Annotated in this window: 27 protein-coding genes; 16 read left to right on the top strand and 11 right to left on the bottom strand. The window is 33.2% G+C overall.

Features of this window, described 5'->3' with window-relative positions:
• Window positions 1–17: 17 nt before the first annotated feature.
• From ACO05K_RS05250 to mce, 3 genes are all read right to left on the bottom strand, one after another.
• On the bottom strand, window positions 18–1772 hold the full coding sequence (locus ACO05K_RS05250; protein ID WP_421943405.1) for a tetratricopeptide repeat-containing sensor histidine kinase: 1755 nt from the start codon (window positions 1770–1772) through the stop codon (window positions 18–20).
• Window positions 1773–1810: 38 nt separating this feature from the next.
• On the bottom strand, window positions 1811–2101 hold the full coding sequence (locus ACO05K_RS05245; protein ID WP_421943404.1) for a hypothetical protein: 291 nt from the start codon (window positions 2099–2101) through the stop codon (window positions 1811–1813).
• 323 nt (window positions 2102–2424) lie between these two features.
• Complete coding sequence (mce, locus tag ACO05K_RS05240) at window positions 2425–2832, bottom strand: methylmalonyl-CoA epimerase (protein ID WP_421943403.1); 408 nt, start codon at window positions 2830–2832, stop codon at window positions 2425–2427.
• Between the two features lie 119 nt (window positions 2833–2951).
• Between mce and ACO05K_RS05235 the strand changes: the two genes are divergently transcribed.
• The 7 genes from ACO05K_RS05235 (at window position 2952) to ACO05K_RS05205 (ending at window position 10408) form a co-directional block, all read left to right on the top strand.
• Window positions 2952–4163, top strand: coding sequence for an IscS subfamily cysteine desulfurase (locus ACO05K_RS05235; protein WP_421943402.1), 1212 nt, complete (start codon window positions 2952–2954; stop codon window positions 4161–4163).
• A gap of 150 nt (window positions 4164–4313) precedes the next feature.
• Entirely contained in the window at window positions 4314–4727 is a 414-nt protein-coding gene (iscU, locus tag ACO05K_RS05230) for a Fe-S cluster assembly scaffold IscU (RefSeq protein ID WP_421943401.1), read from the top strand.
• Between the two features lie 86 nt (window positions 4728–4813).
• Entirely contained in the window at window positions 4814–5140 is a 327-nt protein-coding gene (locus tag ACO05K_RS05225; RefSeq protein WP_421943400.1) for a HesB/IscA family protein, read from the top strand.
• 283 nt (window positions 5141–5423) lie between these two features.
• On the top strand, window positions 5424–7340 hold the full coding sequence (locus tag ACO05K_RS05220; RefSeq protein ID WP_421943399.1) for an AMP-dependent synthetase/ligase: 1917 nt from the start codon (window positions 5424–5426) through the stop codon (window positions 7338–7340).
• A 161-nt stretch (window positions 7341–7501) separates the two neighbouring features.
• Window positions 7502–7960 carry a MaoC family dehydratase gene (locus ACO05K_RS05215; protein WP_421943398.1) on the top strand — a complete coding sequence of 153 codons (459 nt, stop codon included), beginning with the start codon at window positions 7502–7504 and terminating at the stop codon, window positions 7958–7960.
• Between the two features lie 417 nt (window positions 7961–8377).
• The gene (gene lysS / locus ACO05K_RS05210) at window positions 8378–10087 is read left to right on the top strand and encodes a lysine--tRNA ligase (protein WP_421943397.1); all 1710 of its coding nucleotides are present in this window, start codon (window positions 8378–8380) and stop codon (window positions 10085–10087) included.
• Between the two features lie 108 nt (window positions 10088–10195).
• On the top strand, window positions 10196–10408 hold the full coding sequence (locus tag ACO05K_RS05205; protein WP_421943396.1) for a hypothetical protein: 213 nt from the start codon (window positions 10196–10198) through the stop codon (window positions 10406–10408).
• Window positions 10409–10453: 45 nt separating this feature from the next.
• On the opposite strand, the gene ACO05K_RS05200 is transcribed toward ACO05K_RS05205, so the two are convergent.
• On the bottom strand, window positions 10454–11008 hold the full coding sequence (locus ACO05K_RS05200) for a pyridoxamine 5'-phosphate oxidase family protein (protein WP_421943395.1): 555 nt from the start codon (window positions 11006–11008) through the stop codon (window positions 10454–10456).
• A 623-nt stretch (window positions 11009–11631) separates the two neighbouring features.
• Window positions 11632–12171: a DUF2892 domain-containing protein gene (locus ACO05K_RS05195; protein ID WP_421943394.1), complete on the bottom strand. Its 540-nt coding sequence runs from the start codon at window positions 12169–12171 to the stop codon at window positions 11632–11634.
• A 115-nt stretch (window positions 12172–12286) separates the two neighbouring features.
• Between ACO05K_RS05195 and ACO05K_RS05190 the strand changes: the two genes are divergently transcribed.
• The 3 genes from ACO05K_RS05190 to ACO05K_RS05180 are packed head-to-tail and all read left to right on the top strand — an operon-like array spanning window position 12287 to window position 14162.
• A complete protein-coding gene (locus ACO05K_RS05190; RefSeq protein ID WP_421943393.1) occupies window positions 12287–12805 on the top strand; it encodes a thioredoxin family protein in 519 nt (172 codons plus the stop codon).
• Window positions 12806–12831: 26 nt separating this feature from the next.
• Window positions 12832–13512 (top strand): uracil-DNA glycosylase, encoded by a 681-nt coding sequence (ung, locus tag ACO05K_RS05185; protein WP_421943392.1) that lies wholly within the window; start codon window positions 12832–12834, stop codon window positions 13510–13512.
• Window positions 13494–14162 (top strand): alpha/beta fold hydrolase, encoded by a 669-nt coding sequence (locus ACO05K_RS05180; protein ID WP_421943391.1) that lies wholly within the window; start codon window positions 13494–13496, stop codon window positions 14160–14162. The genes ung and ACO05K_RS05180 overlap by 19 nt, the downstream gene beginning before the upstream one ends.
• A gap of 66 nt (window positions 14163–14228) precedes the next feature.
• Here ACO05K_RS05180 and ACO05K_RS05175 read toward each other — a convergent pair whose 3' ends face one another.
• Window positions 14229–14699: an Lrp/AsnC family transcriptional regulator gene (locus ACO05K_RS05175; RefSeq protein WP_090883791.1), complete on the bottom strand. Its 471-nt coding sequence runs from the start codon at window positions 14697–14699 to the stop codon at window positions 14229–14231.
• A gap of 125 nt (window positions 14700–14824) precedes the next feature.
• Between ACO05K_RS05175 and ACO05K_RS05170 the strand changes: the two genes are divergently transcribed.
• Window positions 14825–15487: a metal-dependent transcriptional regulator gene (locus tag ACO05K_RS05170; protein ID WP_421943390.1), complete on the top strand. Its 663-nt coding sequence runs from the start codon at window positions 14825–14827 to the stop codon at window positions 15485–15487.
• Window positions 15474–17336 carry an Nramp family divalent metal transporter gene (locus ACO05K_RS05165; RefSeq protein ID WP_421943389.1) on the top strand — a complete coding sequence of 621 codons (1863 nt, stop codon included), beginning with the start codon at window positions 15474–15476 and terminating at the stop codon, window positions 17334–17336. Before ACO05K_RS05170 ends, ACO05K_RS05165 begins: the two co-directional genes overlap by 14 nt.
• Here the strand turns inward: ACO05K_RS05165 and ACO05K_RS05160 are convergent.
• A complete protein-coding gene (locus ACO05K_RS05160; RefSeq protein WP_421943388.1) occupies window positions 17326–17802 on the bottom strand; it encodes a TlpA family protein disulfide reductase in 477 nt (158 codons plus the stop codon). The two genes, ACO05K_RS05165 and ACO05K_RS05160, sit on opposite strands and share 11 nt — an antisense overlap.
• A 194-nt stretch (window positions 17803–17996) precedes the next feature.
• On the opposite strand from ACO05K_RS05160, the gene smpB reads away from it, so the two are divergent.
• Window positions 17997–18446 carry an SsrA-binding protein gene (gene smpB, locus ACO05K_RS05155; RefSeq protein ID WP_421943387.1) on the top strand — a complete coding sequence of 150 codons (450 nt, stop codon included), beginning with the start codon at window positions 17997–17999 and terminating at the stop codon, window positions 18444–18446.
• A 37-nt stretch (window positions 18447–18483) separates the two neighbouring features.
• Here the strand turns inward: smpB and ACO05K_RS05150 are convergent, their stop codons facing one another.
• Entirely contained in the window at window positions 18484–19140 is a 657-nt protein-coding gene (locus tag ACO05K_RS05150) for a protein-L-isoaspartate(D-aspartate) O-methyltransferase (RefSeq protein ID WP_421943386.1), read from the bottom strand.
• Between the two features lie 213 nt (window positions 19141–19353).
• Between ACO05K_RS05150 and ACO05K_RS05145 the strand changes: the two genes are divergently transcribed.
• Window positions 19354–20034, top strand: coding sequence for a hypothetical protein (locus tag ACO05K_RS05145; protein ID WP_421943385.1), 681 nt, complete (start codon window positions 19354–19356; stop codon window positions 20032–20034).
• Here ACO05K_RS05145 and priA read toward each other — a convergent pair.
• Both priA and ACO05K_RS05135 read right to left on the bottom strand, forming a co-directional pair.
• Window positions 20031–22511: a replication restart helicase PriA gene (gene priA, locus ACO05K_RS05140; protein ID WP_421943384.1), complete on the bottom strand. Its 2481-nt coding sequence runs from the start codon at window positions 22509–22511 to the stop codon at window positions 20031–20033. The two genes, ACO05K_RS05145 and priA, sit on opposite strands and share 4 nt — an antisense overlap.
• The gene (locus tag ACO05K_RS05135) at window positions 22511–22897 is read right to left on the bottom strand and encodes a DUF423 domain-containing protein (RefSeq protein ID WP_421943383.1); all 387 of its coding nucleotides are present in this window, start codon (window positions 22895–22897) and stop codon (window positions 22511–22513) included. Before ACO05K_RS05135 ends, priA begins: the two co-directional genes overlap by 1 nt.
• 93 nt (window positions 22898–22990) lie before the next feature.
• Between ACO05K_RS05135 and ACO05K_RS05130 the strand changes: the two genes are divergently transcribed.
• Together ACO05K_RS05130 and ACO05K_RS05125 are read left to right on the top strand one after the other, a co-directional pair.
• Window positions 22991–24559, top strand: coding sequence for a hypothetical protein (locus ACO05K_RS05130; protein ID WP_421943382.1), 1569 nt, complete (start codon window positions 22991–22993; stop codon window positions 24557–24559).
• A gap of 26 nt (window positions 24560–24585) precedes the next feature.
• Window positions 24586–25992, top strand: coding sequence for a DUF5723 family protein (locus tag ACO05K_RS05125; protein WP_421943381.1), 1407 nt, complete (start codon window positions 24586–24588; stop codon window positions 25990–25992).
• A 5-nt stretch (window positions 25993–25997) separates the two neighbouring features.
• Here ACO05K_RS05125 and tsaB read toward each other — a convergent pair whose 3' ends face one another.
• Entirely contained in the window at window positions 25998–26684 is a 687-nt protein-coding gene (tsaB, locus tag ACO05K_RS05120; protein WP_421943380.1) for a tRNA (adenosine(37)-N6)-threonylcarbamoyltransferase complex dimerization subunit type 1 TsaB, read from the bottom strand.
• Between the last annotated feature and the right edge of the window lie 58 nt (window positions 26685–26742).

Genomic DNA, 26742 nt, shown 5'->3' with positions numbered 1-26742 from the left:
TAGCAAAACATCACCCATTAGGTGATTTTACAAGTAAGCTGAATTTTTGTCCCCTCACATTTTAAACTTACGATGGATATCTTTGCACCTATTTCTTTGGCTCTGCTTTCCATATTTATCAACCCGTTACCTTTTGATGATTTATCATTCAAAAAACCCTTTCCGTTATCATAAATCAGAATGTTAATATTCTTTTGAACCACATTTACATCTATTTTAAGCAAAGTACATTCACTGTATTTTACAGTATTATTAATCGCCTCTTTACAAATTAGATAAATATTTTTTCGTTGTTCCATCGGGAGTTTTTCAGCAACAAGTAGCTCGGGTATTTCAAAAGAAACATTTATATCTTTTACTGCAGAAATTTGCAAAGCGAAATCTTTTAAACGCTCCAAAAGTTCATACAAATTATCTTGCATAGGATTAACCGCCCAAACAATATCATTCAACTTCGAAGTCATTTCGCCTGCATTTTCTTTAATTAACTCAAGCGATTTGTTAACTTCTTCATGCTGGTTATTTTTAATCTGCTCTTGCGTAATGTAGCTATACATTGCAATTCCACTTAATGTTGCGCCAACTTCATCATGCAAATCCTGACTAATTTTGGTTCGTAAATTCGCCAAACGCAAACGTTGTAAACTATAATAACGGTAAGCAATAAATGCGATTACAAAAACCAATAAAACAAGTAGCAAAATGTAAGTTCGGGTTGTGGCTAAGCTTTGTTTATTTTGAGATTCAGCTAATTCCAAATTAAAAATCAACTTCTCATTTTTTAAACCTGTTAGTAAAATGGTTTGTATCTGTGTGTTATTACGCTCGTAAGTTGCTGTTTGAATTTGAGTTTTAAGCTCGATCGTTTTAATTAATTCTGCATTATTTCCGTACTTACGATAAATTTTTAACGCTGTTTCTAAAAACATTAAACTATAAAAATCATTTAACTGTGGATATTTTCTTAATAATCTAAAGCCAACAGAAAGCTGATTAAAAGCAGTGGATTTATCTCCAATTTCTGAAGCACAATCTGCCAAACCGCTGTAGCTGTTTAATTCTACATCAAAATCGTTGCTCTTTATAGAGGTTGAATTGGTTTGCTCAAAATATTTCTTCGCACTATCAACTTGTTGTTTGCGAATAAATGCCAATCCTAAATTTAAGTTAGCCGTTGCAGTACCACGTTCAGATTGAATTTCCTGAGCCTTTTTTAAAGATGCCCTGCTATAAAAAATAGCGCTATCTAAATGGTGAATTTTTTCAAAAGCTTCGGATAGATTACCATAAATATGATGTGGCTTTGAAAGTTCAATGTATTTTGCATCGTATGGAGGCTGCTTACAATACAACAACCCTTTTTTAAAATAACGGATTGCATTAGTTGTTTTATTATTGTTCAGGTAAAACAAGCCAATAAAATTGTATGCATCAGCTAAAAGAAGGCTATCTTTTAAAACTAAAGCAATGTTTTCAGCCTTAAAGGCCTCTTGTAAGCCTAATTCGTGAAGGTTGTTGTAATAATAAACCTCTGCTTGCCTTGATGTTAGAAAATATGAAAACAACGAAGGTTTGCGATAACTTACTTTAGTGTAGATTTTGTTAAGCCATAGTTGTGCAGAATCATAATGATCAGAATTCATGTAATCATCTGCGTGATTAAAAGCCTTTAAGATAAAATCTTTATCAGGCTTGGTAATTTCAGCAATAGAATTTTCTTGTGCGAGCGCAAAGACTGGAAATAATAAAAAAAGTAACAGGCGATAATTCATTATTTAAAGATATAAATTATCCGTTCTAACTTATAAGCTTATGGTTTAGAATACTTTGCCCAAGTTTCTATTTTTGCTTTTTGCCTTGCGATGTACGCATCGGCAATAACTTCTGCTGAACTTTTTCCTTCAGTTGTTTCCAGTAACTCTTTTAGTTTATACTGGTCAACATCAGCTTTGTAGAGGATTTGAATAAGCTTAGGAAAATCATTATCAACCAAGTATGCGAATGCATCAATCATAGCTTCACGTAATTGATTTTCATTAATTTCATTTGGTATGTCGAAATCTTTGCTGATGATTTTGACTAAAGAATTTATAGTATTCACAATTAAATTTTAATACGATTTGTTGTTGAACAGAATTTTTAGGATTTAGAGATTTTAATATTATGGTTAACCACTTAGCATTACCCTATGAAACATGAACAGGATTTTTGGGATTTATAGATTTTAAGATTATGATTGACCACCTAGCATTCTTCTATGAAACACAAGAATAAGTTCTTAAACCTGATAGCAACGAGCACGGAGTGTAACGGAGTAAAGTGGATAGCAGGACTGCAGAAAGCGATGAAAAGCAAAACCCTTCATTTTCAAAAAAACTAAATAATTAGCATCTCCTCCATTTCCCATCACCCATCTTCCATCCCCTACACCCACTTAATCTCCTGACAAAGCTCTATTAATACACCATTTGTTTCTTTTGGATGTACGAAACAAACCATTTTATTATCAGCTCCTTTTTTCGGCACTTCATTTAAAAGCGTAAAACCATTGGCTTTTAGTCGTTCCATTTCTTCTAAAATATTATCGACAGCAAAAGCGATATGATGAATCCCCTCTCCTTTTTTGGCTAAAAACTTTGCGATTGCGCTTTCATCTGATGTAGCCTCCAGCAATTCGATTTTATTTTCTCCGGTTTTTAGGAAAGCAGTATTTACATGTTCTGAAGCCACAATTTCGGTTTTATAACAGGATGCATTTAATAAAAGTTCGTAAAGCGGAACGGATTTACCTAGGTTATTTACCGCTATACCAATATGCTCTATCTTGTTCATCGTTTTAAAAGGTTGGTTAAATGTAAAAATGCGGCTTTTCTTTATAACCTCATAGCTATTAATTATAATTGTTAGAAAACTTTTTTCGTATCTTTGTAATTATAATTAACAGAATAGAGATGAAACAGCCGATATATTTAGATAATAACGCAACAACACCTTTAGACCCTAGAGTGTTGGAAGCGATGCTACCTTACTTTACTGAGAAATTTGGAAATGCCGCAAGCCGTAATCACGCTTTTGGATGGGTGGCTGAAGAGGGAGTAGATTATGCTCGTGAGCAGGTAGCCAAGTTAATCGGCTGTACTGAAAAAGAAGTAATTTTTACATCAGGCGCAACTGAAGCTGATAACTTAGCGATTAAAGGTGTGTTTGAAATGTATAAAGAAAAAGGTAACCACATTATTACTGCGGTTACTGAACATAAAGCAGTTTTAGATACTTGTAAACACCTTGAAAAAAATGGTGCAAGAGTAACTTACTTAGGCGTTAAAGAAGATGGTTTAATTGATTTAGCTGAATTAGAAGCTGCAATGACTCCTGAAACGATTTTGGTTTCTATTATGTATGGAAACAACGAAATCGGTGTTATCCAACCGGTAAAAGAAATTTCGGCAATTGCACACAAACACGGCGCTTTATTTATGACTGATGCTACGCAGGCTGTTGGTAAGATTCCTGTTGATGTAAATACTGATGGAATTGACTTAATGGCTTTCTCGGCACACAAAATGTATGGCCCGAAAGGCGTTGGTGCACTTTACGTACGTAGAAAAAACCCAAGAGTTAAAGTAACTTCGCAAATGGATGGCGGTGGCCACGAGCGTGGAATGCGTTCTGGTACGTTAAACGTTCCTGGTATTGTTGGTTTAGGTAAAGCTTGCGAGCTTTGTCGTTTAGAAATGGAAAGCGAAACTATTCGTTTATCAGCTTTGCGTGATAAGTTAGAATCGACTTTAAACAAAATGGAAGAGAGTTATGTTAATGGTAATACACAACACCGTTTACCACACGTAGCGAATATCTCTTTTAAATATGTTGAGGGAGAAGGATTAATGATGGCAATGAGCGATTTAGCGGTATCTTCTGGTTCTGCTTGTACTTCAGCTTCGTTAGAACCATCTTACGTTTTAAAAAGCTTAGGTTTATCTGATGATTTAGCACACTCTTCTATTCGTTATGGTTTAGGTAGATTTACTACTGAAGAAGATATTGACCACGCTATTGCAATTACTGAAAAAGCGGTTAATCACTTAAGAGAACTTTCTCCACTTTGGGAAATGTTTAAAGAAGGAATTGACTTAAGTAAAATTGAGTGGGCAGAACATTAATTTGCAAAAGCACATTAATGTGTTGTGTGTTACGAGTTGCCTGTTAGTTGTTTAGGTGCTTAGCATAAAGCGATTAGACTGAAAACAGATAACCGACAACAGGAAACTAATAAATAAAATCACCTTCGCAGAAGGCAAAAAAATAAAATCATGGCATATTCAGAAAAAGTAATTGACCATTACAATAACCCACGTAACGTAGGTACATTAAATAAAGACAGCAAATTTGTAGGGACTGGTTTAGTTGGCGCACCTGAGTGTGGCGACGTAATGCGCTTACAAATTGAGGTTAGCGAAGATAACGTAATCACTGATGCTAAATTTAAAACATTTGGTTGTGGTTCGGCTATCGCTTCTTCTTCTTTAGCTACAGAATGGTTAAAAGGAAAAACAATTGATGAGGCTTTATCTATCGATAACATGGATATTGTGGAAGAATTGGCTTTACCTCCAGTAAAAATTCACTGCTCGGTGTTAGCAGAAGATGCAATTAAATCGGCTATTAACGATTATCGTGTTAAAAATGGCATGGAAGCAATTGTATTAGAGAAATCGCACCATTAATATTAGTAGCAATTATAAAGAATCAAGTATCGAGATTATATTTCGACTTGGTTAATCTTGATACTTGATACTCAAATCTTGATACTATGATTACAATAACAGATAAAGCAAAAGAAAAAATCGATCACCTAATGCAGGATTCTGAGATGGGTTCTGATTACTTTTTACGTGTTTCTGTAAAAGGTGGTGGTTGTTCTGGTTTATCATACAATTTAGATTTTGATAACGAAGAACAAAAAGGCGATCAGTTTTTTGAAGATAGAGGAATCAAAATTGCTCTAGACATGAAATCCTTTCTTTACCTTGCTGGTACAGAATTAGATTTTACCGATGGATTAAACGGAAAAGGATTTAACTTTATAAACCCAAATGCAAGTCGTACTTGCGGTTGTGGTGAAAGTTTTTCTGTTTAAAGTATTATATAAGTTATTTAAAAGGCTTCGAAAATTTCGAAGCCTTTTTGCATTTTAAGTTATTTTTTATTCTGGCAATAAACGCTGATCCGGCAATTCAAGTTCTTTTTACCAATACTTTTGTCGATGGAGATTGCTTCGTGCCTCGCAATGACGACGATTATTTAAATCTGCGTTTATCTTTCTAGTCTGCGGGAAATTATCAAGACAAATACATCAATTTGCAATTTTAAACCAAAAAGCATTATTATTGTTAATTATAACGAACGCCAAATAACGAGCAATGCCATTAATTAACGAATTTTCAACTGTCCCTACCCTGTTAAGAAATGTTGTAAAAAACATTCACCAACCACAAGAAACCTTTTTAATACATAAACAAGGCGCAGAATGGGTAGAAATTTCTTTTGAAGATACTTTAAAAAGAGCAGATGCGGTTTCTGCCTATTTTTTAGAAAAGGGAATTAAAAAAGGCGACCGTTTGGGTTTAATGATTGAAAATTCTCCGGAATATGTTTATTACGATCAAGGTATCCAGCAAATCGGAGCGATAAATGTATCCATTTATCCAACACTTTCAGAGCAAGAAGTATCTTATATTATAAATGATTCGGGTATAAAATCAATATTAGTTGGCAATAATTTTCTTTACAGGAAGGTTTTAAAAGTTGCAGGAAATTGTAAAGAGTTAAAATACATTATATCAACTTTCAAAGATTTTGAGAAAGTTACAATTCCTGCGGATGTAAATGTAGAAGTTATTGCATTCTCAGATATTCTTGCTTTAAAACATCAAATAACTGCAGCAGAGAAAGCAGAAATAGATCAATGTAGAAATTTGGTTTTACCAGAAGATGTTTCATCATTAATTTATACTTCTGGCACAACCGGAACGCCAAAAGGTGTAATGCTAACGCATTATAATTTTGTTAAAAATGTTGAAGTTTGTTTACAACAAATTCCAGTAATAGACCAAACTGAAACTTTCCTTTCTTTCTTGCCGCTTTCACACGTATTTGAACGTACAGCAACATATCATGTTTGCTGCACACAGGGTTGTAAAATTGCATTTGCACAAAGTTTAGAGTTGTTGGCTAAAAATATGGGCGAAGTTCGTCCGACGGTTATGAGTTGTGTACCTAGGTTGTTGGAACGAATTCATGATAAAGCTATAAAATCTGGAACTGCTGCAGGTGGAACGAAAGCAAAGATTTTTACCTGGGCTTTAGAAACCGGCAAAAATTATCGCGTGGCAAAAGAAGCTGGCAAAAACCCCAGTTTAATTTTATCAACCAAAAAAGCAATTGCTGAAAAACTGGTTTTTAGCAAAATAAAGGAAAAAACTGGTGGAAGATTAAAATTTATGATTTCTGGTGGTGCTGCATTACCCAAAAATGTTGGCGAATTTTTTGGCGATTTAGGGATTAAAATATTAGAAGGTTTTGGTTTAACAGAAACCTCTCCCGTGATGTCGGTTACAGAATACCACCGCCAGGTTTACGGAACGGTTGGTCGTGTAATTCCAGGCATTGAAGTTGGAATACAAGATGTAGACACGAAGAAAATCATCAATATTCAAACTCATGATACATTTAACGAAGAATTTGAATGTGAAGAAGGTGAAGTAATTGTTCGTGGCCACTGCGTTATGAAAGGGTACTTTAATAAACCTGCTGAAACGGCCGAAGCTATTGATAGAGAAATGTGGTTTCATACCGGAGATATTGGCCGTTTTTACAAAGGAAACCTACAAATCACTGACCGTTTGAAGAACATGATTGTTAATGCTTATGGCAAAAATGTTTATCCTACGCCAGTAGAGAACATTTACTTAAAAAGCCCGAAAATAGACCAATTGTTTTTAATTGGAGATAAGCGAGAATTTATTACGGCTATCATTATTCCGAATAGAGAAACATTGGAGGAAACATTCAAACTTAAACCATCTTTTTTCGAAGAAAGCGATCCATTTATTAAAGACCAGGAAATTATAGACTGGATTGAGCAAGACATCAAAAAAATCTCAAACGAACTGGCAAAATTCGAACGCATCAAAAACTTTAAAATTAAACGTAATCCTTTCAATATTGATGAAGGAGAAATTACACCAACGATGAAAGTTAAACGTCGGGTTGTAGAAAAGAAATATTCTGATGTGATAGATGAAATGTATGAAGAAGGTGTAGAAGCAGAAAACTAAGTTTAATTCATTCACTTAAAAGGTGATGTTCTGTAATAAGGATGTCACCTTTTTTATTGGGTAAACTTCTTAATCTTACTTAATTTATCTACCTTCCAATCTGTATCCTAAATAAGTAGGACTTGCATTAAAAACTCCCATAAAAAGGAGGTGTTATTTTTATGGTAATAATAAATAGTTTTGAAGAGTACAAATCATACCTAGGACAGCAAATTGGTGCTTCAAATTGGCATAAAATAGAGCAAGAGCAAATAAATAAATTTGCAGAGGCTACATTAGATTTTCAATGGATTCATACTGATCCAGAAAAAGCAAAAGCAGAAAGTCCATTTGGCTCAACAATAGCTCACGGTTATTTAACATTATCGCTTATCCCATATTTATGGAAACAAATAGCTGATATTCAAAATGTTAAAATGGAAGTAAACTACGGTATTGAAAAATTTAAATTCAACAAACCTGTTTTAGTTAATGATGAAGTTCAATTAAGGGCAAAATTGATAAACATTTGTGATTTAAGAGGAATTACAAAAGTAGTTATCGAAGCAAACCTCGATATTAAAGGCCAAACTAAAACAGCTTACACGGGTAATGTTGTATTTCTATATCACTTTAACTAAACGTTATAGCATTAATACTGCTGATGAACGATTCCTTAGTACAGTTTTCATATTTCTAAACTATAGCCGTAGAATTTTCATCTCTGATAAAAATATATGCTCTCAATAGGAACACCAGAAATTATAGTAATAGTTCTCGGACTATTAACCTGCTCTATCGTTATTTATTTGTACTGGGCTGTCGCAGATTATGGGAGCAATACATATTTAGGTTTTGGAGGCTCGCTTTTATTGGCAATATTTACAACTCCAATTATAGCATATTTTATATTACTGTTGTTTTTTGAACAGTACGATGAAGAAGATTAAACAAACAGATTCATCTTCTCGTTAATTTTTTAGTTTAGTCGCTCATAAAGAACAGAAACTATTATTAAACCACTTGCAAAATTCTTACTTTTGCAAAAAATACCCGAAATGAGTATAGGATTATCAGAACAAGAAATATTACGGCGTGAGTCGCTAAAACAATTACGCGAACTAGGTATTGAGCCCTACCCTGCAGAATCTTATGATATTAATGTAACTGCTGCAGATATTTTAGCAAACTACGAAAAAGATAAAACTGCATATAAGACAGTAAGTTTAGCTGGTCGTATTATGGGGCGTAACATTATGGGTGCTGCTTCTTTTGCTGAGATTCAAGATTCTACCGGCCGTATTCAGGTATATTTAAAAAGAGATGAACTTTGTCCTACAGAAGACAAAACTTTATACAATACAGTTTTTAAGAAACTTTTAGATATTGGCGATTTTATCGGTGTTAAAGGTTACGTATTTACAACCCAAACCGGAGAAATTTCAATCCATGTTACAGAATTTAAAGTTCTTTCAAAATCTTTACGTCCGTTACCAATTGTAAAACGCGATGATGAAGGAAACGTTTACGATGGCTTTACAAATCCGGAATTGCGCTACCGTATGCGTTACGTAGACTTAACGGTAAATCCCGATTACAAACAAATCTTCATCAAACGTAGTAAAGTAATTAACAGTATGCGTAATTACTTTGATAACCAAGGATGGATGGAAGTTGAAACGCCTATTCTTCAGCCAATCCATGGTGGTGCTGCTGCCCGTCCATTTGCTACACATCACAATACATTAGATATGCCACTTTATTTGCGTATTGCAAATGAGTTATATTTAAAACGCTTAATTGTTGCTGGTTTTGACGGCGTTTATGAGTTCGGTAAAATGTTCCGTAATGAAGGTATGGACAGAACACATAATCCTGAATATACCTCAATGGAGATTTATGTAGCCTATAAAGATTATATCTGGATGATGGCTATGGTTGAGGAGTGTTTAGAAAAAGTTGCCATTGCAACAAACGGTTCTGCAAAAGTTAAAGTTGGCGAAAACGAAATCAATTTCGAAGGTCCGTACGAAAAATTAACCATGTACGAATCAATCCAAAAATATACCGGCATTGATGTTTCTGCAATGAATGAAGAGCAATTGCTTCAAACTTGTAAAGATTTAGGCATCGAAACCGATTCTACAATGGGTCGTGGTAAATTAGTTGATGAAATTTTCAGCGATAAAGTTGAGGCTAATTTAATTCAGCCAACGTTTATTACCGATTATCCTATCGAAATGACGCCGCTTGCTAAAAAACATCGTTCTGCTGAAGGATTGGTTGAGCGTTTCGAAATTTTTGTTAACGGAAAAGAAATTGGTAATGCATATTCAGAACTTAACGATCCTATCGACCAAAAAGAACGTTTTGAAGACCAGTTAAAACTTGCAGATCGTGGCGATGCCGAAGCTATGGCAATGGATGATGATTTTGTTCGTGCTTTAGAATATGGTATGCCTCCAACCTCAGGTTTAGGATTTGGTATCGATAGAATTGTGATGTTAATGACCAATCAAAGCACAATTCAAGAAGTATTATTTTTCCCGCAAATGCGCCCTGAGAAAAAGAAAATTGAATTATCTCCAGAAGAAACTGAATTGTTTTCTTTAGTTAAAGAAGGTGAAAATATATTATTAGCAGATGTTAAAGCACAATTAACAGATTGGAGTAACAAAAAGTGGGATACTACTTTAAAAGCATTAACTGCTAAGAACATTCTAAAAGTTGCAAAAACTGATGATGGTTTATTTTTATCTCAAAAATAAAATCCTGAGGTTAACATAAAGATCACATAAACTTAAAAGGCTTGCTAACAATTGTTTAGCAAGCCTTTTCTATATTTACAGCAATCGATAACATAAAATCATTGCCATATGAATACTTCAAGCTTAGAGATTACCGAAAGAGAATATTGCATTAAACTTAGTAAAGATGCGTTTGATCTATCTCTTGTTCATCAATTAATTAAAAGAATCCAGGCAGAAGCATTTTTCTTTAAAAGAGCTGAAGCCGAAGAAGATGATATTTTGAGTAAAAGAAATCAAAGAGAAGAATTTGAAGGATTTGATTATTTAGGTGATAAATAATCAAACCTTCAACTTTTTACTTTAAGCTTTCAGCTTTAAACTCATTTAATCAATATCTAAAGTTCCCTCAACAGAATCGTCCATTGTTTTACCGGTAACTACAGAAGCTGCCATTTTCAAGAATGCAACTGCTGTTCCGTGTTTTGTATCCCAATAATACCCTTCTGATGGGATTACTTTAATTAACGTAATATTCGGATCATCCTTCCCACCCTGAAACCAGGTTTTTATAAACGGACTCCAAAGTTCATCAATTTTTGCTTGGTCGCGACTAATTTCCGAAATCCCGTAAATATTTACGAAACCAGAATGTGCACCAGCCTGGAATAATAAATGTGTAAACGGATCACTCGAAATTTCATCATTTTTGTGACTGTCTTTCATACTCATAAACCAAATATTACCTTCATCATCAACCTGCTGAATTGCCATCGGTCTGATAGATAAAGGTACTCCGGTTTTAATACTGGTACAAAAAAAACAGCTTTCTGCTTTCTCAGCTAAATCGCGTAATTTTTCAACAGCTTCTTTGCCGCCCAAATCTTTAATATTATTTTCTTCCTGAGTATTGTTAGTACTTCCTTCTTGTGATGTTGCCATAAGTAAATGTTTTATTATACTACATTTAGCAAATCAATAAGTTTTAGAATTTCTTAAACAGATAATTTTGAAAAGCAATTGCAGCAACCAGATTAACGTTAGCCCTGCTTTCGCTGCAATCTTTTTGTTTTAGCCTTCAGTTTGCTTAAGCAATTAGAAATAAACTCCTGAAGTACTTTACACCCTTAATTGCAAGTAAAAACAAAAAGTATTTTCGCACCAATCAGGTTTAAAGAACATTCGATGGTACTACTATGAGGGGTTTTCCTTGCACAAGCCTAAGTTAAATAGCCCTGATTAAAGCGAAAATACTTTTTGGTGCAGTAAACTCCAAATGAGCTGTCATGCTGAGGCACGAAGCATCTGCAACCGATGAAACAGATTCTTCGTACCTCAGAATGACAGAAGCTCAAAAAGATTGTAGCGATAAGCAGGACGAACAATTAATTATTACGTTGTATTTGCGCTGCAAATTATTTTAAATGGAAAGTAGTAAAAACCAGATTCGTAAGCAGTGAAAGGAATGCTTGTTTTATAAATATTGAATCCAAAAATCTCTTTTCATTACAAACAACCATAAACAAAAAAGCCGCTTCTTAAAAGAAACGGCTTCAGTATTTTTATTATCTGTATCTAACTTGTTGTTGCTTATCCATCATTCCCATTTGGTCTTTCATCTGTTTAATCTGGTCGGCAAGTAATTTATTTTTGTCAGCTTTTTTTGCATCAGCTAAATACATTGTAGCTTCACGCTTGTTACGTTTTGCCATTGCAATTCCGGCTAAGCTAAGTTTTGCTAAAGCAACGTTGTGGTCCATTTGCATACCCAAACTGAGTGCTGCTTTAAAATATTTTTCCGATTTCATCGGAGACGTTCTGCTCTCAATTAAGCCAACAAGTAAGTTGTAATAACCATGTTGAACTTTTATTAACTGGCTTTCGTAATTTGTTATACGGTTTAAAAATTGTTGAGCTTTCGGCATATTATCCTTACGTAAAAACCATTGCGCTAAAAGCATGTTCTCATTAAAGAAATAAGTTACTAAAACAATTATTCCAAGCAAGATTGCAATAATTCCCCATGGCCATAAACCAAATATGAATAAAGCAACTGCGCCTCCTAATAATGCAAACCCTGCTATCAATCTAATAAAATTTGGCATAAAATTTATTCTAAGTATTTTTTTTTTGCAAATATCGTGTTTAAATAGCAGATTTTAGATTTTAAAACAATAATTTCAATAAAATTTTACAACTACCAAAAACCAACAAATTAATATGAAAATTTTACTATCAATTACCTTAATAATCATCGCAATGAATGTTTCTGCACAAGAAGTAAATAAGAAAATACACGACCAAGCCCGTAATAAAGATATATTAATAAACACTTGCACACGCGAAGGATTAATTTCTTTTCCAGAATTCAAAGAAATGTACGATCCATTATATGCTGCTTATGTTCCTGATGCGGCTACAATGATTGAATTAAAAAAACTTATAGGCAAAGAGCGAATTAAGATTGTTTTAGGTACTTGGTGTGGAGATAGCAAAGTGAATGTACCTAACTTTTTTAAAGTGTTAGATGCGCTTCAGTTTAAAGAGAAAAATACTGAAATAATTGCCGTGGATGGAAGTAAGAAAGCTGAAAATGGAATTATTGATGGTTTAAATATCCAAAATGTTCCAACCTTTATCGTATATGATAAAAAAGGCAATGAAGTTGGAAGAATTGTGGAGCATCCAAAAACAACTTTAGAAGGAGATTTGTTAGCTATTCTTAAAGCTAAAAGGTAATTCAACTAATATAAATCTAAAAATATATGTCTGCTGCGTTAGAACCTGGTTGGTTGGCCGTTTTGAATGATGAGTTTGAGAAAGATTATATGAAAAGCCTGAAGGCTTTTTTACAGGAAGAAAAACAAAAAGGTCACAATGTTTATCCTAAAGGAGCTGACATTTTTAATGCTTTAAATACCACTCCATTTGATAAAGTTAAGATTGTAATTCTTGGGCAAGATCCTTATCATGGTATTGGTCAGGCACATGGACTTTCATTTTCTGTTCAAAAGGGAGTTGCGATTCCACCGTCTTTAAAAAACATTTATAAAGAACTGGAAACCGATATTGATGGATTTAAGACTCCTAATCATGGTCATTTAATTAACTGGGCAGAGCAAGGTGTTTTACTTTTAAATGCTACTCTTACTGTGAGAGCATCAGAAGCTGGTTCTCATCAAAACCGTGGCTGGGAAATTTTTACTGATGAAATAATAAAATCCTTGTCTGATAAGAAAGAGCACATTGTGTTTTTACTTTGGGGCAAGTACGCACAACAAAAGGCATCTATAATCGACCAAAAAAAGCATTATGTTTTAACGGCAGCGCATCCATCACCTTTTTCTGCTTACAATGGTTTTTTTGGTTCAAAGCATTTCTCAAAAGCAAATCAATTATTAGTACAGAATAATTTAACCCCAATAGATTGGAAGTTGCAAGCTTAATAAATGCATATTTCATCAGTGGATTAGGTGCAGATAGAAGAATATTTGATAAAATTAAGCTAGATAAAAGCATAAATATTATTCATGTAAACTGGATTGAGCCATTAAGTAACGAATCCTTACCTGATTATGCAAAACGCTTAAGTAAGGTTATTGATCAAACGTCACCGTTTGTATTGATTGGCGTTTCTTTTGGAGGAATGCTTTCGACTGAAATAGCTAAAATATGCTCACCAAAAGCAACAATAGTTATATCTACAACAATATTAAGTAATCAATTACCAAGATTATATCGCTTCGCAGGTAAATTGAATGTTCTAAAATTTATTCCGGCGGGTATATTAAAATCTTCAAATAAACTAACGCAAAATTATTTCTTTGGAGTAAGCAATAAAGAAGAAAAATTACTTTTAACTAAAATTGTTAATGATACTGAATCTAATTTTTTAAAATGGGCTATTGGTAGTATTATTACTTGGAAAAACAATATAAAACCAAAAAACCTCTACCATATCCATGGCACTAATGATAGAATTTTATATTCAAAAAATGCTAAACCCGATTTCTTAATTAATGCCGGAACTCACTTTATGGTTTATCAGAAAGCAAATGAAATTTCAGCGATAATAAATCAAATTATTTTGAAGTAACTGACCTTTTGGTATTAATCCCAAAAACATTTGGTTAAATTCAACTCAGGCATAAGATGTTAAAAACTAATATTCTAACGGTACAATTGGTTCCTTTTTAGTAGTAGACATAATCATCATCGTTTGGAAAGTTTTCACAACCGATATTTTACTGATTTTATCCATTATCAAACGCTCATAAGCCTTAATATCTTTTACGTAAACCTTTAACAAGAAATCTGCCTGACCAGTAACGTGATGACATTCAGTAATTTCTTTAATTTGATTTACCTCATCTAAAAAGATTTGAATGGTATTGTTTTTATGAAAATCTAACTGAATTTGGATAAAGGTTTTGATTCCCAAACCAAGTTTTTCCTCATCAACCAGTGCATGATAACTTTTAATATATCCTGCCATTTCCAGTTTACGCACTCTTTCTAAAGTTGGTGCAGGAGAAAGCCCGATTTCCTGAGATAACAAGAGATTTGTGATTCTACCGTTTTCCTGTAAAATCTTTAAAATTCTAAAATCAATTTTGTCTAATTCTGATGCCATATGTTTTAAAGGTAATGAGAACACAAACATAACCAAATTATATTCTAAATTTTAACATAATTTATCATATATATTTTAAATTATTTTTTTTAGATTTACCTAAAAATATAATTAGATAAATATAAATGCAAAGTTTTACCGAAGAAAATTATCTAAAAGTAATTTATCATTTAGCTCAAAAAACAACAAACGTTCAAACAAATGCCATTGCCGAGCAAATTCAAACAAAACCAGCATCGGTAACTGATATGCTGAAAAAACTTGCTGAAAAAGAACTTGTAGATTACGTAAAATATCAAGGCGTAACTTTAACAGAAAAGGGAAAACAGGCAGCCATAAATATTGTTAGAAAACATAGATTATGGGAAGTCTTTTTAGTTGATAAGTTAAATTTTAAGTGGGATGAAGTTCATGATGTTGCAGAAGAACTTGAGCACATTAAATCTGTCGATTTGATTGAACGTTTAGATGAGTTTTTAGGTTTTCCGAAATCAGATCCGCATGGCGACCCAATTCCTGATAAAAACGGAACATTTGCAAAAATGCAATTTATTAAATTAACAGAATTAAAAATTGGCGATTCTGGAACAATTACAGGCGTTAGTCAACATAGTTCTCCATTTTTAAAACACCTGGAAAAAATGGGTTTAACCTTAGGTAAACATTTACAAATTACCGATGTTACAGATTTTGATGGTTCAGTTGAAATATTAGTAAGAGATAAACAAATTAACATTAGCAGAGAAGTGGCAAAACATATTTTAATAAGTAATAATGGCAAAATCTGAATCGCTTAGCGAAGTACACCAAAGTGTAGATACGAGCAAACGAAAAGGTTGGCGCAGAATTTTATCTTTTATTGGTCCTGCTTATTTAATTAGCGTTGGCTACATGGACCCTGGAAACTGGGCAACAGATCTAGCTGGCGGAAGTAAATTTGGATATCAGTTAATCTGGGTTCTATTAATGTCGAACCTGATTGCTCTGCTCCTGCAATCACTCAGTGCCAGATTAGGAATTGTTAGAGGTTTAGATTTAGCGCAGGCATCGAAACATGCATATCCGAGGTGGGCAAATATTCCACTTTTTATGCTTGCTCAAACCGCTATTGTAGCTTGTGATTTGGCCGAAATTATCGGAATGGCAATTGGTTTACAATTACTTTTTGATTTACCTTTAATCTGGGGTATATCTATAACCATCTTCGATACCATACTATTATTATTCCTTCTCAATAGAGGCATGAGGGCAATGGAAGGCTTCATCGTTTCTATGGTTTTTATAGTTGGTATTTCCTTTTTGGTTGAAATGTTTATTGTAGAACCATCTTTAAAAGAAATTGCAAGGGGTTTTGAGCCTTCAGTTTTAGGTGGCGATGCACTTTATATTGCAATCGGAATTATTGGAGCGACAGTTATGCCACATAATCTTTATCTCCATTCCTCACTTGTTCAAACCAGAAAAATAGAACGAACCAACAAAGGCATTAAAGAAGCTCTAAAATTTAACCTTATTGATACCACCGTTGCTCTAAACCTTGCATTTTTTGTAAATGCAGCAATATTAATTTTAGCAGCTGCAGCTTTTTATAAAAATGGTTTGCACGAAGTTGCCGAAATTCAGGATGCACATAAATTGCTTTCAAACATCTTCGGAAATATTGCACCAACATTATTTGCAATAGCTTTAATCGCAGCCGGACAAAGTTCTACAGTAACAGGTACTCTAGCCGGTCAAATTGTGATGGAAGGCCATATAAACCTACGTATACAACCATGGTTAAGAAGATTAATTACAAGGCTTTTGGCCATAGTTCCTGCATTTTTCACCATTCTACATTATGGTGATGATGCTTTAGGCGGATTATTGGTATTGAGTCAGGTGGTATTGAGTTTACAACTAGGTTTTGCAATTATTCCTTTAATTCATTTTACATCAGATAAAAAACTGATGAAAGATTTTGCAATTAAAACCTGGGTGAAGGTTTTAGCATGGATAAGTGCAGCCGTTATTATTGCTTTAAATGTGAAACTCGTTATCGAAGAAATTAGCGGATGGACAAAAAACAACAACGAATGGTGGGTTTACGCAATCATTATTCCAGCTGTTACCTTAACTGTTTTGTTGCTTTTATACGTTTTCTTCCATCCATTATTAGATAAAAGAAATCATGAAAAACAAATGGTTCCACATGGTGAGGCTTTGGATATCGGTAAAATTGATAAAATCAGTTACCAAAGAATTGGAATTGCTGTCGATTTCTCAAAAAATGATAGAAACACAATCAGACATGCATTAATTCAAGGCGGCAAAGATGCTCAATATTACCTGATTCATGTTGTTGAGACCGCTGTAGCTCGTTATCATGGTGATAAAGCAATGGACCACGAAACTAAAAGTGATGCTGAAAACCTAGAAAAGTACAAAGTTAACCTTGCAGATTTAGGTTATGATTCTACTACGTTTATTGGGTTTGGCGGCACTGCTAAAGCAATTGCCGATATCAGCAATAAAAACGAACTAGACCTTTTAGTAATGGGTGCTCACGGGCATAAAGGATTAAAAGACTTAATTTTTGGAACAACTGTTGACGCAGTGAGACACCGCGTACATATTCCGGTCTTAATTATCCGATAGATTTTAAAATCTTTTTGATTCCGCCATCGCCATCACCAAAAACTAAGAGTTTTCCGCTGGTTGAATAAAGATACATTGCCGGATATTTTGTTGGTAAAAAGGTTGGTATGAAAGTTCTGTTTTTATCTTGCATCACCACAACATTAGGCTTTAAATTTAAACCTGGTGCGTAAGTTCCAAAAAACTTCTGAATAGAAATCGCCTCATCTAACGTAACCATGTAAATATTTACATTTTTGAATTTGCTGTAAGATTTATTTAGTTCAGTTGCTTCACGCTGACAATGCTCACAAGTGCAATCAAAAAGAATAAATAACGTTTTTTTCGATTGATTTACATTCACATTTGAAAATGGTTTACCATCGAGCTTAAAAAATTTAAACTGCGGTAAATACGCAGGTTGCTGTGCGGTTGCTCCAAAAGCAAATAAAAGAATGGCTACAAAAAAAACGTTTCTAAACTTCATATTCAATAAATAAACCCAAACATAATTTTTTATTTGCGAACAATGTAATTATAATTTGAGTTTTACATTAGCAGAACATTACAAACAGGAAGGCAAATAAATTTAAAAGAAATAATAAAGCAATTTTTAAGATATTTGCATCCCAACCATTTGAAAGCTTAGGCTTCTGATTGGTAATTTAATACTACACAATTTTGAAAAACGACATCAACATAAAAAATAAGAGAGCATATTTTGATTACAACATTATTGATAAATATGTTGCCGGAATAGCGCTTTTAGGTACTGAAATTAAAGCAATTAGACAAGGTAAAGCTAACATGACAGATGCTTTCTGTATGTTTATCGGTGGAAACCTTTACGTACGCAATCTTCATATTTCTGAATATAGCCATAGTTCTTTTTATCATCACGATATTAAAAGAGACAGAGCATTGCTATTGCAAAAAAAGGAAATTAGAAAGTTAAAAGTCAAAGGCGAAGAAAAAGGCTACACAATTGTTCCGCTAAGGATTTTTGTAAACGAAAGAGGTTTCGCTAAAATGGAACTAGCGCTTGCCCAAGGTAAAAAGGAATTTGACAAGAGAGACAGCATCAAAGAAAGAGATTCGAAAAGGGAATTGGATAGAGCGATGAAGGTTTAGATTTCTCGGTTTAATTCCTCTTCATCGCAATTATAAATTACCAAGCCTGGTCGCCAACCAGCGGAACAAATCTAAAAGTATCGAGTACTATTTTTTCATAATCCGTTTCGCTTACTCTAAGCACAGTAACCATTTTTTGCGTATGCTCATCTCCTACCGGAATAACTAAAATACCGCCAATTTTTAGTTGTTTCAATAATATTTCAGGAACTAAAGGAGCACCTGCAGTAACAATTATTTTATCGTAAGGTGCTTCTTCCGCAATACCTTTTGAACCATCTCCACAATAAAATTTCGGACGATATCCCATTCCAGGTAAAATTTGAATGGTGCGGTTATAAATATTTTCCTGACGCTCAATAGTTACAACGTTCGCACCAAGTTCTAATAAAATACATGTCTGGTAGCCAGAACCTGTACCAATTTCTAATACCTTATCGCCTTTTTTAATATGAACTAATTCGCTTTGGTAGGCTACAGTATAAGGCTGAGATATCGTTTGCCCATCTCCTATCGGAAAAGCAATATCTTTGTAAGCTTGATTCCAGAAAGTTTCATCAAAAAAGAAATGACGAGGAACTTTACCTATAGCTTTAAGTACGTTTTCATCCTCAATACCGCGAGATTTTAGTAACTCAACTAACTTTTTTCTCGCTCCTCTTTCCCGGTAGTTATCAACAAATTTATAGGCCATGAAGTTTCAAAAGTAGCGTTTTTATGTTGTGATACGTTTTAATTTTTTTGAACATTTTATAAGTAACAGAAAATCAAAAGTTAAAAATTTATTGCCTCAGCTATTGTTAAATATTTATGACAATAAAGGTTAAATAATATTATTCTCATGTTAATTAATAATTATTTCTACTTTTGAACTTACAAAACATACTAAAAAATCTATCTCTCGTAAATGAAAAAAAGACTTTTAAGCATATTTATCTTGTGCGCATCTTTTACTACTTACGCACAAACTAGTGCCGATTTCAACTATTCTCTTGCTGTAAGAGGTTATAGCTTAATGCAATTGCCTAAAATTTTAAACCAAACCAATGCTCAAGACTATACCAAAATGGCAGGTAATGGCTTGATGCTAAAGTTTAATGATAATCAAATTAGCTATAGAATTAGTGCTAATTATTTCAGAGATAAAGATGTAAGTTTTCAAAACACTTGTGAAACTTGTGAAATAGCAAGAGGAAAAGTAACGGATTATTCATTTAAAATAGGTTTTGAGAAGAATTTCAATTATTCTCGCATCCAACCATATTTTGCTTTTGATATCGGTTATCGTTCAAATCGTTTTACAGGTATGTTAAATCCTGCTAATTCAAGTGTTGCTACAAGTAATCAGTCTGCTGATGCAACTAAGAATGGCTTAGTAATGAGTCCTTCATTAGGGTTGAAGATTAACATCATTCCAAACCTATCTATTTTCGCTGAAAGCAGCTTAGACTTTAACTACTCTTACGAGAAGCAAGATATTACTCAGCCTAACTTAGCAGGCAGAACGATTAACACCTATAACAAATGGGAGTTTTTATTAAATCCTGTTTCGGCTGGAATACAATTCAATTTCAACAGTAAAAACTAATACGGATCTACATCGATTTGAGTAATAACACTCTTAAAATCTTTTGTAGCATTAAACTGGGTAAGGGTTTCTCTTAAAACGGCTTTCACTTTATTAATTGCAGTGTGTTTATCTGCTTTAATAATAATTTGCTTGATATAGAGATTTCTTACCCGGCTTACCAATGGCTGTTCAGGGCCTAAAACACGCGGACCAAATTTAGCTTTAAGTGTTTGAGCTAGCGTTAACGACGCTTTATCTAAAACCATCGAATCTTTATGTTTAACATAAAGGAAAATCATTCTGGAAAATGGTGGATATAAGAACTTTTCCCTTTCCAAAATCTCATCGTTATACATTCCTTGGTAATCATTTTCAACTACCTGTTTAATAATGCGGTTATCAGCATCGTAAGTTTGAATACAAACATTTCCCTGGTCTGCTCTCCTTCCTGCTCTTCCCGCTACTTGTGCTAATAACTGATAGCTTCTTTCGTAAGCTCTAAAATCTGGATACCCTAACAAAGTATCCGCATTAATTACTCCAATAAGGCTCAGATTATCAAAATCTAATCCTTTGGCCACCATTTGCGTACCAATTAATATATCTGTTTTTTTATCTTGAAAATCGGTTAAAATTTGCTGCAGACCATTTTTAGTTCGAGTAGTATCCATATCCAAACGAGCTATGGTTACCTCTGGATATAACAATCGTAATTCCTCTTCAATACGCTCTGTACCGAAACCTTTCTGTTCTACATGAACAGAACCACAAGCCGGACAAATATTTACGCTACTCTGCTGATAACCGCAATAATGGCAATGCAATTTGCCGCTACTTTTATGGTACGTTAAACTTACATCACAGTTTACACATTTAGGTGTATAACCGCAAGTTGCACAGATTAGAATTGTAGCATAACCTCTCCTATTTTGAAAAAGCACAATCTGTTCCTTTTTACTCAGTGCCAAATCAATATCTTTAATAAGAACACTAGAGAAGTAAGAAACCATTGTTTTACGTTTCGTTTCTTCAGAAATACTTACAATCTGTTGATTTGGGAGTTTAACACCTCCAAAGCGTTCATGCATCTCCACCAAACCATATTTCCCATTAAGCGCATTGTAATAGCTTTCTAAAGATGGTGTAGCTGAGCCTAATATTACTTTGGCTTTATGTAAATGTGCCAAATAGATTGCTGAATCTCTAGCCTGGTAACGTGGAGCAGGATCGTATTGTTTGTAAGATGGTTCATGTTCCTCATCAACTACAATGAGTTTTAAGTTTTGAAATGGTAAAAATACAGCCGAACGTGCTCCCAAAACAACTTTAAAAGCATTTTGTTTAACCTTATTCCAAATCTCTACTCTTTCGTTGTTATTAAATTTTGAGTGATAAACACCGATTGTATTACCAAAATATTGTTTAATCCGTTCTACAATTTGCGTAGTTAAAGCAATTTCTGGTAGAAGAAATAAAACCTGTTCATCACTATTATTGATGATATCTTCTATTAACTTGATGTAAACCTGTGTTTTGCCTGATGCAGTAACACCGTGTAAAAGCACAACATCCTTTTCAACAAATGATTCGTTAATTTTATTTAATGCGTTTTGCTGCCCCTCGTTTAAACTGAAGTTAACACTAAAATCATCATCAGTTGAGTTTAATCTGCTTACTGGTCTTTTTAAAATAGTAAAAATTTCTTTATCCGTCAGTGCTTTTAATGCTCCGGCACCACAATTACTTTCTTCTATTAATTGTTCTTTAGAAATTGGTAGACCAGCTTTATTTAATTTTAAATAGCCTAACAAAGCATCTAATTGTTTAGGTGCTCTTTCTAATACTGCAAAGAGTTGTTTAAGGTTTTCTTCATCATTATAAAAATCGTTAAGAATTATAAATGATTTAAGTAACGGCTTATATTTTTGAATAACTTCTTCTGCCACAAGAATAAGTTCTTTAGCTAAAAGCTGATTAATTATTGGATAAATGCTCTTTTGTCCAAGTAATTTGGAAACATCATTAACCGTTAATCGTTGTTGTTTTTTTAAGGTAGAAATTATGATTTCTTCTTTTTCAGTAACTGAAGTAGCATCATCATAATCATCGCGTAAAAGCAATATTGTTTCGCTTGCTAATTTTAAGCTTGCCGGTAAAGCTGCAGCCATTACATCACCTTCATTACACATATAATAATCGGTCATCCATTGCCAAAACTTAAGTTGCGTTGGTGTTACAACAGGTTCTGCATCAACGATATCAATTATATATTTGGCTTCGTAAACTGTTGGAGGCGTTGTTGTAATGTTACTTATTAAAGCCGTATAAATTTTATGTTTACCGAATTGAACAACAACCCGTTTTCCTATTTCAACCTGATTATTCAAATCAAAAGGAATACGGTAAGTATAATTTTTAGCCAAAGATAAAGGCAAGATTACTTCTACAAAAAGTGTTTCTCTTTCTGCAAAAATATCAGGTTCAAATACACTCATTATTTATCTTTTAAAGCGGCGAAGAATAACATTATCCAGCCTAAAACAAAAAGTAAGCCTCCTATTGGCGTAATTGGACCAATAAGATCAACAAAGGGAATGTTTAAAATGCTTCTGGTAGCCAACAAATATAACGAACCAGAAAAGAGGACAATACCGAAAGTAAAGCAAAAATATGCGATGTTAATAAGCTTGTTTCTATATCTTGCAAAAGTTGATAAATACAAAAGAGCAAACGTATGATAAAATTGGTATTCAACACCTTTCTGCCAAATTTCTAAAGAAGGAGCATCAATTGTAGCTTTTAATCCATGTGCGCCAAAAGCGCCAAGTAAAACAGCAATTGCGCCAAAAAAAGATGCAGTAAGTATAATACGTTTGTTCATATAAATTTTAGCTTAAAGCGATTGCTAAATTAATAAAATGAGTAAGAACTTAGTACAATTGGATGTAATAATTTAAATTTGTTGCACAAACACATGAAAAAAATCTTAGTTATTTTAATTGTATTAATTACAGGAGTTGGGTTTATGACTTACCTGTATTTTTCTAAATTAAGCAATGAAAATAATGCAAAAGACCTTGCGCTTCAATCGGCTACAAATAATGCTGCATTAATATTCGCTTTCCAAAACGATAAGAGTTTTTATCAAATTATCGAAGGTCAAAATTTAATTCAACAGGTTTTAGGCGATGAAAAAACAAAGCTTCTTAATAACCTGAAATCATATTTCATTCAAGATATATCACTAAATAGTTCGATTTCTAATCAGGAAATTTATTTAAGTGTACTTCCTGATGAAGAAAAAGAGCTCAATTTCCTGATTACGGTTCAGATTCAACCTAACAAAACATTTCAAAACTTTTATAATCTATTAAAAAACAAATACCCAATTAATAACGAGGGCAACAATATTTATAAAGTTAAATTGAACGATAGTTTAGCTGTATTTGTTGGCATACAAAATCAAGTTATTACAGCATCAACATCAAAAAAACTTATAATTGATGCAGCTGTTAGGCTGACAGAAAATCCGTTCACAGAATACATTAAGCTGAATAATACGCATAATAAAAACGTTTTAGGCCAAATCTATATCAACTACAATAAAGCGCCTTTACTTCTAAAAAATATTATTGCAGGAAATATTAATGGTGAGATTTCAGTTTTAGATAAGCAAAACAGTTTTGCATCATTAAGTTATAATTTCAGCAAAGAAAAAGTTCTTTTTAACGGAACTACAGAATTAAAAGATGCGAACAACTATTTAAAGCTTTTCGAACAAACACCTAATCAAACAATATACATAACGAACATATTGCCTTACAATACAGCTAACTATAATATTTACGCTTTCGATAGTTATGAAAATTGGAGTAAAAAATTAAAGACTTGGCAAACATCGGTGGAGGATATTAAAAAGTCAGAAAACGTTATTAATGTTGTTAAAAATGATTTCAGAGTTGATTTAAATTCCATTTTTAATACCTATACAAAGAATCAATTTATTTGTTTTCAATTAAGCACTACTGAAAAACTTGGTGCAATATCTTTATCTAACGGAGAAAAGGTTAAGCAGCTTTTACTGGATGTTAGTACAGATTATAATGATGAGATTAAAGCATTTAAGCAATCGGATATATTATACGCTTTTTTTGGTGCACCACTGAAAAAATTTAGCCGACCATTTTATACAATTATCGATAACAACTTAGTTTTTGCCAACAATGCAAGTACAATCGAATCTTTCTTGAAAAGTTATAAAAACAATAAGTTATTGATAAACCAGCAATCATATTTGGAAGCCTTAAATTTGGTTTCTACAAAATCGAATGTAAGTTTCTACATTAACACTGAAAATTCAAGAGATATTTTTCGCTCAAACATAAGGTTACCTTACTACAAACATTTAAGAGCAGATAGTGGCTTAAAAAATTTCGATACTTTTTATTATCAAATGAGTGCTGATGGAAATAAATTTATCACTAACCTGTTATTAAACAAATATTTAAAGCCCGAAATACCAGATACAACAAGCAACCGTTAATAAATGCATAGCTAAAAATATATTTAATGAAGAGACTTTTACTTGCCGTAGTTTTAATTACATTTTATCAAACATCTTTTAGCCAGCAATACGGATTATTTGGCACGAAAACAATGTTCGATGCTTTTGAGAATCCTTCTCAAAAATCATTCGTTTTAGATTCTTCCAGAAAATTTTCTTCGAATTTTTTCTTACCATACTTTGGTGTAAATGGTGCAAACAGAGGAAGCTCTGAAACTGCAATTAGAAGATTAGTAAATGAAGGTGTTAACGATACACGTTCTTTACCGATTAATACAGGTGAGATAAATCGTTTCTACCAAAACAGCAATATGTATCTGCTTACTTTAAGAGTATTCAAATCCTACAAATATCAAAAAGAAATGGGTTTTGCATGGCAAATACGTTCTGATGCGCAAATAAATTATACAAATGAAACTCTAGCAATTTTTGATTCTTACAGGAGATTTCCACAGCAACAAGCATTGAATGATATTTTCAATACGAATGGCTACCAGCAATCTTACCATCAATTTAGCTTTACCTATCGCGAAAATTATAATAAACGCTTAGCATTTGGTGTTAAGGCTAGTTTATTAAGTGGTATCGTTTACAATGATTTAAATATTTCTGATTCATATTTATACATTAACCCAGAAACAAATACTTTAGACATTGGCCTTGCCGGAACCTATTCTGCCAATTTTAATGACCAAAATAAAATTAGTAGTAATACCTTTATACCCACATTTAAAAACCCTGGAGTTTCAGTAGGTTTTAGCACAAATTACACCACCAAAAAAGGGCTATTTTTAATGGCAAACATTAAAGATTTGGGCTTTATATGGTGGCGTAATAACACCCATACAACTACAGTAAGTACAACCAAACAGATTAACATTGAAGAAGGACAGAGCAACACAAATCGGGAAATAAGAGAAATTTTTCAACTATCAGAACAACCAGAAAAGTTTACAGCTTTAACAAATGCTAAAGCAGATGTTTATCTTTCAAAAACTTATGGCTTCTACAAACCAGGAATTGCTATATCTAAGAATTTGTTTTATCGTGGTGGCGATATTGCTTTTATTAACACCTTTAATTACAACAATTTTTCAGGAAGCGTTATACCATTGTACAATTTAAATAATGTATTTATGGTTGGATTACAAGGCAAATATCAAACGCCAAATTTTGAGTTCTTTATGGGAACAGATAATTTGCTTTCTACTGCGAGTACAGCATCTGGATTAATTAAACGCGATGGAACAGTGGGCAGTGGCGCAAACGGAGCTTCGTTTTATATGGGCTTGGGAATAAAATTTGGAAATACTGTAAACCATCCGCAATTTAGGGATGTAATGCCTGGCATAAATGATAATGAAGGTGGCAGCTTTTTCAAAAACCTATTTTCAATTTTTAAAAGAAAATAAATTAGCTAAACCTTTTTCTTTGGTTGGGTTAAAACAAAATCTTTCAAATAAAAAGGCTCGAAGTAGGCAACATCTTCAAAATTAACTAAGTTAAATTCTTTGAAAGCCAATGCAGACATATTTCCAGCAGAATTAAAATTCTGATTGTTGAATAAAGCAGTTTCAGTATTCAAGGTTTCGGCACATTTTGCAGCTCCGTCGCCAATAAATGTTACGGTTTGTTTTGATAAGAGGTTTTCGAAACTGTTTTCTTCAATAATTTTAGCAGAAGTTTCTTCTAAAACATTCAGTTTATTATCAAAAACAGTGGTATAAACCTCCATCCTTCTGGCATCAATCATAGGGCAAATTAAACCTTCATAATCGGGATTTTGTTCAGCAAAGCCAGCTGCCATCATTTTAAGTGTTTCAATTGCAATAAGCGGCTTGTTTAAAGCATAGCACAATCCTTTAGCTGTAGATACTCCAATCCTTAAACCGGTGTAAGAACCAGGCCCCTTGCTAATCGCTATCGCGTCCAAATCACCATAAGCTAATCCAGCAGATTTTATAACCTCATCAATAAATAAAGTTAGCTTGCTTGCATGTAAATTTTGCCCAATTTCTTCTTTACTAAAAGTTGTTATTCCATCGATAGATAAAGCAACAGAGCACACAGAAGTAGCCGTTTCGAGTTGAAGTATTTTAGCCATTGCGCAAAGATATTAAAGAAATGGAAAATGTGAGATGGAAAAATTGTAAATGGATAAT

This window comes from Pedobacter sp., assembly GCF_965227205.1.
Taxonomy (GTDB): Bacteria; Bacteroidota; Bacteroidia; order Sphingobacteriales; family Sphingobacteriaceae; genus Pedobacter.
The sequence above is the reverse complement of the archived record's forward strand: the minus strand, read 5'-3'. Positions and strand labels throughout refer to the sequence as shown.

Bases quoted from the DNA above. Each gene is read 5' to 3' on its own strand.
- ACO05K_RS05225 (WP_421943400.1), top strand. From the start codon at position 4,814: ATGATTACAATAACAGATAAAGCAAAAGAAAAAATCGATCACCTAATG.
- ung (WP_421943392.1), top strand. From the start codon at position 12,832: ATGTCTGCTGCGTTAGAACCTGGTTGGTTGGCCGTTTTGAATGATGAG.
- ACO05K_RS05250 (WP_421943405.1), bottom strand. From the start codon at position 1,772: ATGAATTATCGCCTGTTACTTTTTTTATTATTTCCAGTCTTTGCGCTC.
- iscU (WP_421943401.1), top strand. From the start codon at position 4,314: ATGGCATATTCAGAAAAAGTAATTGACCATTACAATAACCCACGTAAC.
- tsaB (WP_421943380.1), bottom strand. From the start codon at position 26,684: ATGGCTAAAATACTTCAACTCGAAACGGCTACTTCTGTGTGCTCTGTT.
- ACO05K_RS05145 (WP_421943385.1), top strand. From the start codon at position 19,354: ATGAAAAAAAGACTTTTAAGCATATTTATCTTGTGCGCATCTTTTACT.
- lysS (WP_421943397.1), top strand. From the start codon at position 8,378: ATGAGTATAGGATTATCAGAACAAGAAATATTACGGCGTGAGTCGCTA.
- ACO05K_RS05205 (WP_421943396.1), top strand. From the start codon at position 10,196: ATGAATACTTCAAGCTTAGAGATTACCGAAAGAGAATATTGCATTAAA.
- ACO05K_RS05160 (WP_421943388.1), bottom strand. From the start codon at position 17,802: ATGAAGTTTAGAAACGTTTTTTTTGTAGCCATTCTTTTATTTGCTTTT.
- ACO05K_RS05215 (WP_421943398.1), top strand. From the start codon at position 7,502: ATGGTAATAATAAATAGTTTTGAAGAGTACAAATCATACCTAGGACAG.
- ACO05K_RS05220 (WP_421943399.1), top strand. From the start codon at position 5,424: ATGCCATTAATTAACGAATTTTCAACTGTCCCTACCCTGTTAAGAAAT.
- ACO05K_RS05190 (WP_421943393.1), top strand. From the start codon at position 12,287: ATGAAAATTTTACTATCAATTACCTTAATAATCATCGCAATGAATGTT.
- priA (WP_421943384.1), bottom strand. From the start codon at position 22,511: ATGAGTGTATTTGAACCTGATATTTTTGCAGAAAGAGAAACACTTTTT.
- ACO05K_RS05170 (WP_421943390.1), top strand. From the start codon at position 14,825: ATGCAAAGTTTTACCGAAGAAAATTATCTAAAAGTAATTTATCATTTA.
- ACO05K_RS05125 (WP_421943381.1), top strand. From the start codon at position 24,586: ATGAAGAGACTTTTACTTGCCGTAGTTTTAATTACATTTTATCAAACA.
- ACO05K_RS05195 (WP_421943394.1), bottom strand. From the start codon at position 12,171: ATGCCAAATTTTATTAGATTGATAGCAGGGTTTGCATTATTAGGAGGC.
- mce (WP_421943403.1), bottom strand. From the start codon at position 2,832: ATGAACAAGATAGAGCATATTGGTATAGCGGTAAATAACCTAGGTAAA.
- ACO05K_RS05135 (WP_421943383.1), bottom strand. From the start codon at position 22,897: ATGAACAAACGTATTATACTTACTGCATCTTTTTTTGGCGCAATTGCT.
- ACO05K_RS05175 (WP_090883791.1), bottom strand. From the start codon at position 14,699: ATGGCATCAGAATTAGACAAAATTGATTTTAGAATTTTAAAGATTTTA.
- ACO05K_RS05165 (WP_421943389.1), top strand. From the start codon at position 15,474: ATGGCAAAATCTGAATCGCTTAGCGAAGTACACCAAAGTGTAGATACG.
- ACO05K_RS05130 (WP_421943382.1), top strand. From the start codon at position 22,991: ATGAAAAAAATCTTAGTTATTTTAATTGTATTAATTACAGGAGTTGGG.
- ACO05K_RS05200 (WP_421943395.1), bottom strand. From the start codon at position 11,008: ATGGCAACATCACAAGAAGGAAGTACTAACAATACTCAGGAAGAAAAT.
- ACO05K_RS05150 (WP_421943386.1), bottom strand. From the start codon at position 19,140: ATGGCCTATAAATTTGTTGATAACTACCGGGAAAGAGGAGCGAGAAAA.
- ACO05K_RS05235 (WP_421943402.1), top strand. From the start codon at position 2,952: ATGAAACAGCCGATATATTTAGATAATAACGCAACAACACCTTTAGAC.